This window comes from Ruminococcus sp. CAG:379, from assembly GCF_000434255.1.
Classification (GTDB): Bacteria; Bacillota; Clostridia; order Oscillospirales; family Ruminococcaceae; genus Ruminococcus_F; species Ruminococcus_F champanellensis.
The window spans coordinates 57,267-64,501 of record NZ_FR894886.1 but is presented as its reverse complement, the minus strand read 5'-3'; the positions used below and the strand labels follow the sequence as shown (position 1 = coordinate 64,501).

The 7,235-nt window shown below is 56.8% G+C and carries 9 protein-coding genes (1 of these 9 only partly in view); 5 read left to right on the top strand and 4 right to left on the bottom strand.

Annotated elements, in window-relative coordinates; all coding sequences use genetic code 11:
• From QVO51_RS05705 to QVO51_RS05690, 4 genes are all read left to right on the top strand, one after another.
• Nucleotides 1-51, top strand: partial view of an amidohydrolase family protein gene (locus QVO51_RS05705; RefSeq protein ID WP_022357589.1) — the 3' portion only. 585 nt of this gene lie to the left of the window's left edge; only the last 51 of its 636 coding nucleotides appear in the window; the start codon falls outside the window, past its left edge; its stop codon occupies nt 49-51.
• Nucleotides 14-232 (top strand): amidohydrolase family protein, encoded by a 219-nt coding sequence (locus QVO51_RS05700; RefSeq protein ID WP_288167904.1) that lies wholly within the window; start codon nt 14-16, stop codon nt 230-232. Before QVO51_RS05705 ends, QVO51_RS05700 begins: the two co-directional genes overlap by 38 nt.
• Before the next feature lie 12 nt (nt 233-244).
• Complete coding sequence (locus tag QVO51_RS05695; protein ID WP_022357587.1) at nt 245-1,015, top strand: exodeoxyribonuclease III; 771 nt, start codon at nt 245-247, stop codon at nt 1,013-1,015.
• Between the two features lie 228 nt (nt 1,016-1,243).
• Nucleotides 1,244-3,187, top strand: coding sequence for a GGDEF domain-containing protein (locus tag QVO51_RS05690; protein ID WP_022357586.1), 1,944 nt, complete (start codon nt 1,244-1,246; stop codon nt 3,185-3,187).
• 54 nt (nt 3,188-3,241) lie between these two features.
• On the opposite strand, the gene QVO51_RS05685 is transcribed toward QVO51_RS05690, so the two are convergent.
• From QVO51_RS05685 to QVO51_RS05675, 3 genes are all read right to left on the bottom strand, one after another.
• The gene (locus QVO51_RS05685) at nt 3,242-3,496 is read right to left on the bottom strand and encodes a hypothetical protein (RefSeq protein WP_015559270.1); all 255 of its coding nucleotides are present in this window, start codon (nt 3,494-3,496) and stop codon (nt 3,242-3,244) included.
• A 328-nt stretch (nt 3,497-3,824) separates the two neighbouring features.
• Nucleotides 3,825-4,301 carry a large-conductance mechanosensitive channel protein MscL gene (gene mscL / locus QVO51_RS05680; protein WP_276796766.1) on the bottom strand — a complete coding sequence of 159 codons (477 nt, stop codon included), beginning with the start codon at nt 4,299-4,301 and terminating at the stop codon, nt 3,825-3,827.
• Nucleotides 4,302-4,412: 111 nt separating this feature from the next.
• Entirely contained in the window at nt 4,413-5,024 is a 612-nt protein-coding gene (locus tag QVO51_RS05675; RefSeq protein WP_022357584.1) for a zinc ribbon domain-containing protein, read from the bottom strand.
• A gap of 238 nt (nt 5,025-5,262) precedes the next feature.
• Between QVO51_RS05675 and QVO51_RS05670 the strand changes: the two genes are divergently transcribed.
• A complete protein-coding gene (locus QVO51_RS05670) occupies nt 5,263-6,354 on the top strand; it encodes a M15 family metallopeptidase (protein WP_022357583.1) in 1,092 nt (363 codons plus the stop codon).
• A gap of 31 nt (nt 6,355-6,385) precedes the next feature.
• Here QVO51_RS05670 and hflX read toward each other — a convergent pair whose 3' ends face one another.
• Nucleotides 6,386-7,225 (bottom strand): GTPase HflX, encoded by an 840-nt coding sequence (gene hflX / locus QVO51_RS05665; RefSeq protein ID WP_441295910.1) that lies wholly within the window; start codon nt 7,223-7,225, stop codon nt 6,386-6,388.
• Between the last annotated feature and the right edge of the window lie 10 nt (nt 7,226-7,235).

The following is a 7,235-nucleotide window of genomic DNA, read 5'->3' as shown; positions in this document are numbered from 1 at the left end:
GGGCAGGAAGAATGTGTATCTGGATACGGCGTTTGCCAGCCATTCTATTGACCCAGGTCAGTTTGAGCGGATCGTGCAGCGACATGGGGCGGAGCGGATCCTCTTTGCCAGTGACTGCCCCTGGGACAGCCCGGTGAGGATCCACCGGATCATGGACGACTTTGCCCTGACCCCGGCGCAGCGGAGCCGGATCGACTGGGAGAATGCATTGGAGCTGCTGGAGCAGCACTGACAGGAGGACGGAATGAAACTGATCTCATGGAACGTAAACGGCTTGCGGGCATGCCGGGAAAAGGGCTTTGAGGCATTTTTTGCCCAGGAGGATGCGGACTTTTTCTGCATCCAGGAAACCAAGCTTCAGGAGGGGCAGATTCAGCTGGAGCTGCCCGGCTACAATCAATACTGGCATTATGCGGACAAAAAGGGCTATTCCGGCACGGCGGTATTCACCAAGCACATCCCCCTGTCCGTGCAGCGGGACTTCGGGCTTCCGGAGCATAACGGAGAGGGGCGGGTGCTGACGCTGGAGTATCCGGATTTTTACCTGGTGAATGCCTATGTGCCCAACTCCAAGCGGGAGCTGCTGCGGCTGGACTACCGGATGGAGTGGGAGGATGCCCTGCGGCAGCACCTGTTGGGGCTGGACGCCAGGAAACCGGTGATCTACTGCGGTGATCTGAACGTGGCGCACCGGGAGATCGATTTGAAAAATCCCAAGTCCAACCGGCGGAATGCCGGCTTTACGGACGAGGAGCGGGGGCGGCTCTCCACCCTGCTGGACAGCGGTTTTACGGATACCTTCCGGCTGCTGTATCCGGACACTGCCGGGGCATACACCTGGTGGTCCTACATGTTCCACGCCCGGGAGAAGAACGCCGGGTGGCGCATCGACTATTTCATCGTATCCAACCGGATCGCTCCTCTGGTGCAGGACAGCCTGATCTACAAGGACGTGCTGGGAAGCGACCACTGCCCGGTGGGATTGCTGGTGCATGGACTTCGTACAGAAGCATAATAATTATACTGAGCGGCGATATTTTGCCGCTCTTTTTTTAATTTTTCCTGAATTTTCGGCGAAAGTTTACAGAAACTCTTGCAAAATGGGGGGTGTGATGCTATACTGATAATACAGAGAGTCAAATGCGGAGTCGGGACGCATCCGGCTTTGCAGCAGTCCGGGAAGAATTGCACAGCAACTGGGAGGGGCTTTTGCGGGGTGCAGAAGCCTGCGGGAGGAGCGAAGATGAGAGAAAACCAAAAGCCGATGGTGGGGATCTGTCTCGCAAAGATCCAGGATGCGACCCGTTCGGATCTGATGCAGCGGATTTGCCAGGAGGCTCATGACCGGGGCTTCCGGGTACAGATATATAATATGTATAACGATTTGTTTTTTCGCCGGAAACGGGATGAAGGGGAAAAGAGCGTTCTGAATGTGCTGCAGATGGAGCTGCTGTCGGTGCTGATCGTTCTGCCCCAGACCATTCTGGATGAGCGAACAGTGCTTGAGCTGATTGACCGTGCCAAGCAGGCAAAGGTGCCGGTCATCAGCATCGACCAACAGATTCCCGGCTGCTACAACGTGCTGTATGAATACGAAAAGCCCTTTTCCCAGGTGGTGCGCCATGTGTTCCAGGTGCATCACTGTCGCCGGGTGGCGTTTGTTGCCGGATTCAAGGGGAATCCCTTTTCCGAAGCCCGGATCCAGGTGTACAAGGATGCTCTGGAGGAGTTCGGCATCCCCTTTGACCCCACGCTGCTGAAGTACGGGGATTTCTGGGAGTGGCCTGCCTATGTTGCCGCCAGGGAACTGCTGGAGCAGGGTCTGCCGGAGGCGATCATCTGCGCCAACGACACCATGGCAATGGCAGTGTGCGAGATCATGTACCAGAACAACATCCGGGTGCCGGAGGACGTGATCGTCACCGGCTTTGACGGCATCGCCAAGGAGCAGTACCATTCTCCCCGGCTTACCACTGGCGCCCAGGATCAGCCCCATTGCAGCTGGCTGACGATGGAGATTGCCGCAAAGCTCATTGCAGGGGAGCAGCTGCCGTCCCAGGATTATTATGTCCATAACCAGGTGCGCTTTTCCGAGTCCTGCGGTTGCCAGAAAATGAATTTTCACAACAGCAGTCATATGCTCATGCAGATCTATGGGCAAATGGAGGAAACCAGAGAGTTTGAATTCCGGATCTTCAGCATGATCGGTACACTGACGGACGGCAGCACCCTGATGGAGACCGCAGAACGGTTGGGAGAGTATTTTCTGAACATGTCCACGGCTTACATGCAGCTGTGCCTGAATGGGGGGTACCTGCGTGACTGTGACGTGGCGGTGCCCCCGGACTGCCAGAAGGACGATATGTTTGTACTGGCACAGCGGGACAGCACGGAGTACACCACGCCCATGACCCGGTATCCCTTCCGGCAGCAGCTGGCGGATCCGGAACGGGCGTATTTCTTCCAGGCACCGGTGCTGTTTGTACCGCTGCATGACCAGAACGACGTGTTCGGCTATCTGGTCACAGTGTATGACCCCCACAATTTGCAGCATAATTATCTGTACACCTTTGTGATGGGACTGGATCAGATCCTCAGTACCATCCGCAATCAGTCCATCCTCCGGTGTATGAACCGGATCCTGACGGAAACCAACCAGGAGCTTGCCAACATGTATATACACGATTCCATGACCGGGCTTCTGAATCGGCGTGGCTTCTTCCAGGAGATGGATCGTCGCCGTGCCGCCTGCGGGGATCGGGAAAGCTGGGTGTATGTGGCGTCCGTGGATATGGACAGCCTGAAGTACATCAACGACACCTTCGGTCACCAGGAAGGGGATTTCGCCATCAAGACCGTGGCGGATGCCATTGTCAGCTGCGCCGGGAAAAACGGCTTTTGCGCCCGGTTCGGCGGGGACGAATACCTGGCTGCCATCATTACGGAGGATCCGGAGGAGGACGGCTGTCGCACCTTTGCACAGCGGCTCGCCAATCGGCTCCACAGTCTGAATCAGCAGAAGCTGCGTCCTTACCAGTTCGGCGCAAGCTGCGGCACGGTGCTGGAATCCAACACCCAGGAACTGGATCTGGATCAGCTCATGAAGCTGGCGGACGACCGGATGTATTCGGAAAAGCTCCGGCGCAAGTGCGTTCGGGGCGAGCCAAGGGAGAGCCATGCGTCCTGAACGATATTGCCATATAAAAGCAGCCCCCGGTCTGTACAGACTGGGGGTTTTTGGTCAGAACAAGCCCCGGAGCAGGAAGCCAGCCGCCCCTGCCCCTGCCAACAGCAGCAGCCACAGCACCGCCCTGCGTGCCGGAGAGCGGTGCGCCCCGGGGGAGGCAGCCGGATGCAGACAATGGCGTGCCTCGGCGGTGAGCAGCGCCATGGGCACCTGGGTCAGATTGGGCTTAAGATAAAAAACGGCTTTTTCAAAATAAAGGCTTTCCGGGTTGTGGATCTCCACCACTTTTCGGTTGACACCCTTGAGCATGCAACATTCCTCCTGCCTGGTTGTTTGGTGAAAGTATGGACAGGGGGACGCCGCCATATACGGCAGGTAATAAATTTGTCCCGGATGGTCTGTGGAAAACTCTGTGGAAACAGTGGAAAAGCCCGGTTCTGCGTGTGGAAAACTTCGTTGAAAAGTTGGAAAACCACGCAGGTATGCCCCATTCCGGCTGTTGAAAGGGGATAATACTTGATGTAATTTCACATTGGATTATGACAGAAACCCCCTGGTACAGCCGGGAAATGTCCGGAAATGGGCGGAAGAAGGGCAAAAAAGATCCGCCGGGATGCCCCGACGGATGGTTTACGGTTTATTTTTCTGCCTGTGCCTTCAACAGATCCCGGATCTCGGTGAGAAGCTCCTGATCCTTGGTGGGCTTGGGCGCTGCCTTCTGCTTGTGGGTGATCTTGTTGACGGTCTTGACCAGGGTGAATACACAAGCCGCAGTCAGCAGGAATATGATGACTTGCTGAATGAAGCTGCCGAAGTTCAGGTAGGGGTGATTGCCCCAGGGAATGGTCACGCCCAGGCTCTTGAAGTTGATGCCCACCAACAGGGTGCCGATCAGCGGCATCAGCAGGTCGTCAACCAGGGAGGAGACGATGGAGGTGAAGGCGCCGCCGACGATGATGCCGACTGCCATATCCAGTACGTTGCCCCGGGAAATGAAATCCTTGAATTCCTTGAGGATGGAGCGGGCACTGTCCGATGCGGTCTTGACCTTCTGGGCAGGCTGGGGAGTCTGCGGTGCAGGAGTCTGCGGTGCAGGTGCGTTGGTTTCTGCCATGATGAAGTCCTTCTTTCTTTTCGGGTAGGAAATCTGCCCTTCATAATTCGACACCCTCATTATAGCACAAATCCGTCCCGATTGCACCAAAGAATCCTACAAAAATTCGCCTTAAATCGACTCGATGCTTGGTATTTCCAACGAAATTTTGTGGTTTTGCCGTCCTCGCTGATAGCCGGAAATGTCGATTGTGCCCAGTTCATCCCGATGGGAGGGCAGAGCCTCCACCGGGTGCAGATCGTCGGACATGGTGACCTGTGCCTTGCGCCGGGCAGGCTGCTTGTTGAAGCTGTCGGAGCCGGAGGCTTCCTGCATCCGCACCCGGCTGGGTCCCTGCACATGAGCTTGCAGCTGTGCCGGATCCGCCTGTCCCGCCCCCTGCATCGTCCGGTGCCTGCCGAAGGGGTTGGTGTTGGGGACAAGCTGTTTGCCGTCTGCCGCCGGGGCACTGCCCATCCGTGTGTTGTGATGCACCGGGTTTGGCTCGATGGGCGCCAGCGCCTGGGTCTGGGCAGCGGTGACCTCGTTCATCTGTACCGGCTTCCGCTTGGGGTTCAGATCTGCAAAGAAATCCTCCGGTGAGATGGGCTTTGCGGTCTTCTGGGGCTTGGGGGCAGGGGGCGGCGCAGGCTGCTGCTCTGCCGGCCGGGACAAATCATATCCGCAGCATACACAGAACCGGCTTTTTCTCGAAACGGTATCCCCACAGTTTGGACATTTCATATGAATCCCCCCATCTGCGTCCTATGCCCTTGGACATATGCAACTTACTATTTTTATTCTAGCACTTCTATAGGCAGAACGCAATGGATTTCATACAAATTCATCTAAAAACACAGAACCTGTTATAATTTTTTGTGTAAAACGTACAATTCCACAAAAAACTATCCCCTTTTTGCGGCTGGTGTGGTATAATAAGAACTGATACATGTGCACATGCCCGCAAAACAGGCTGCATGCCGTGAAAGGAGCCAGTGGCAACGCCACGATCAATATGGACGCATACACAGGAACAAATGCAAAGGAGCTGCGGAAGTCCCCCAAGGGGTTCATTACCCTGGTGTTGAGCATGGTAGTCGTGCTGGGGGCTGCCTACGGGCTGACCAAGATCAACAATTCCTTTCAGGATATCAAGGGGCAGAACGCGGGGGACAGCCAGGTGGTGGTCACCACGCCCACAGCGTCTCCCAACGACCCCAACGCAGTGATCTACAGCAGTGAGAACATTGCCAACACCGCTTTGCAGGCGGGGGATCTGATCCTGGTGAACAACGATGTGAAGTATACCGAGGGTCAGGACACGGATGAGCTGGTCAGCATATACGACAACAAGAACGATGCCTACTACGTCAGCTCCATTGAGTTACAGCTGCGCAAGCGCTGCGTAGTGGCATGGAACAAGCTGATGAACGATTTCCGGGCAGCCACCGGTCTGGACAATATCCAGGTGGTCACCGGCTATCGGACGGAGGAGATGCAGCAGGAGCTGTACAACAAGAACCAGGCGTCCGGCAACGTGTCCAAGCCCGGCTATTCCGAGCATCAGACCGGGCTTGCCCTGAACGTAAACCTGTTCTACAGCAAGTATTCCGAGGAGTTCACCGGGGAAGGGGATTACGCCTGGGTGGACGAGCACTGTGCCGAGTATGGGTTTATCCCCCGGTACCAGGCATCCAAGGAATCCGAGACCGGCATCGGGGCGGAAACCGGTCACTACCGGTATGTGGGCATTCCCCACGCCACCTATATGATGGAGCAGAAGCTGTGCCTGGAGGAATACATCCGGCAGCTGTACAATTACACCTACGAAGGGGAGCATCTGAAGCTCCAGACCGGGGATGGCAAGCAGTATGAGGTCTACACTGTGCCGGCGGATCTGACCAATACCTCCACCTCCGTGCCGGTGCCGGCGGATCTGGACTATACCATTTCCGGCAACAATCAGGACGCCTTTATTGTGACGGTGGAGCTGAAGGATACGGGCAGCACCTCCGTTGCCACGGAGCCTGCCACGGAGGAGCCCACCGATCCGGCAGATACCCCGGCGGAATGATTCCAACAAAAGAAAGCGTGATGCATTTGCATCACGCTTTTTCTGTTTCATAAGGCGCTGCTGCCTTTTGCAGCCGCACATCCACCATAGCGTCCACCAGTACCCCATCCGGGGTGTATTTCTCCGAGAACAGCTTGCCGCTGCTGCGGATCTCGTTCAGCAGACTGCCCTGGGAGAAGGGGAGCAATAGCCGCATGCGCCGTGCAGGATCCGGCAGCGCCTTTGCCAGTGCCGCCAGCAGCTGATCCATGCCCCGGTTCTCCTTGGCGGAGATCAGCACCGCATTCCGGGTTTCCGGGGCGAATGCCAGTTCCTCCGGCAGCAGGTCGCACTTGTTGAACACAGTGACCACCGGGATCCCGTCACAGCCCAGTTCCGACAGCAGATCCAGGGTGACCTGTGCCTGTTCCTCGCAGTTTTCCGCAGAAGCGTCGCAGATATGCAGGATCACGTCCGCATTGGAAGCCTCCTCCAGGGTGGATTTGAACGCCTCCACCAGGTGGTGGGGCAGCCGCCGGATCAGTCCCACCGTATCCACCAGCATCAGGCTTCTGCCGTCCGGCAGTTCGATGGCACGGGAGGTGGTTTCCAGAGTGGCGAACAGCTTGTTTTCCGCCAGTACCCCTGCATCCGTCAGCAGGTTCAGCAGGGTGGATTTCCCCACGTTGGTATACCCCACAATGGCGCACACCAGTACGCCGTCCTTCTTCCGGCGGCTCCGGGCATAGGTGCGGCGTTTTTCGATCTCCTTCAGCTCCGCCGACAGGTTGGAGATCCGGGTGCGGATATGCCGCTTGTCGGTTTCCAGCTTGGTTTCGCCGGGGCCTCTGGTGCCGATGCCGCCTCCCAGCCGGGACAGCTGGACACCCATGCCTGCCAGC

Excerpts from the sequence above, each read along its gene's own strand:
- QVO51_RS05690 (WP_022357586.1), top strand. The coding sequence starts at position 1,244 with ATGAGAGAAAACCAAAAGCCGATGGTGGGGATCTGTCTCGCAAAGATC.
- hflX (WP_441295910.1), bottom strand. The coding sequence starts at position 7,225 with ATGGGTGTCCAGCTGTCCCGGCTGGGAGGCGGCATCGGCACCAGAGGC.
- QVO51_RS05695 (WP_022357587.1), top strand. The coding sequence starts at position 245 with ATGAAACTGATCTCATGGAACGTAAACGGCTTGCGGGCATGCCGGGAA.
- QVO51_RS05685 (WP_015559270.1), bottom strand. The coding sequence starts at position 3,496 with ATGCTCAAGGGTGTCAACCGAAAAGTGGTGGAGATCCACAACCCGGAA.
- QVO51_RS05675 (WP_022357584.1), bottom strand. The coding sequence starts at position 5,024 with ATGAAATGTCCAAACTGTGGGGATACCGTTTCGAGAAAAAGCCGGTTC.
- mscL (WP_276796766.1), bottom strand. The coding sequence starts at position 4,301 with ATGGCAGAAACCAACGCACCTGCACCGCAGACTCCTGCACCGCAGACT.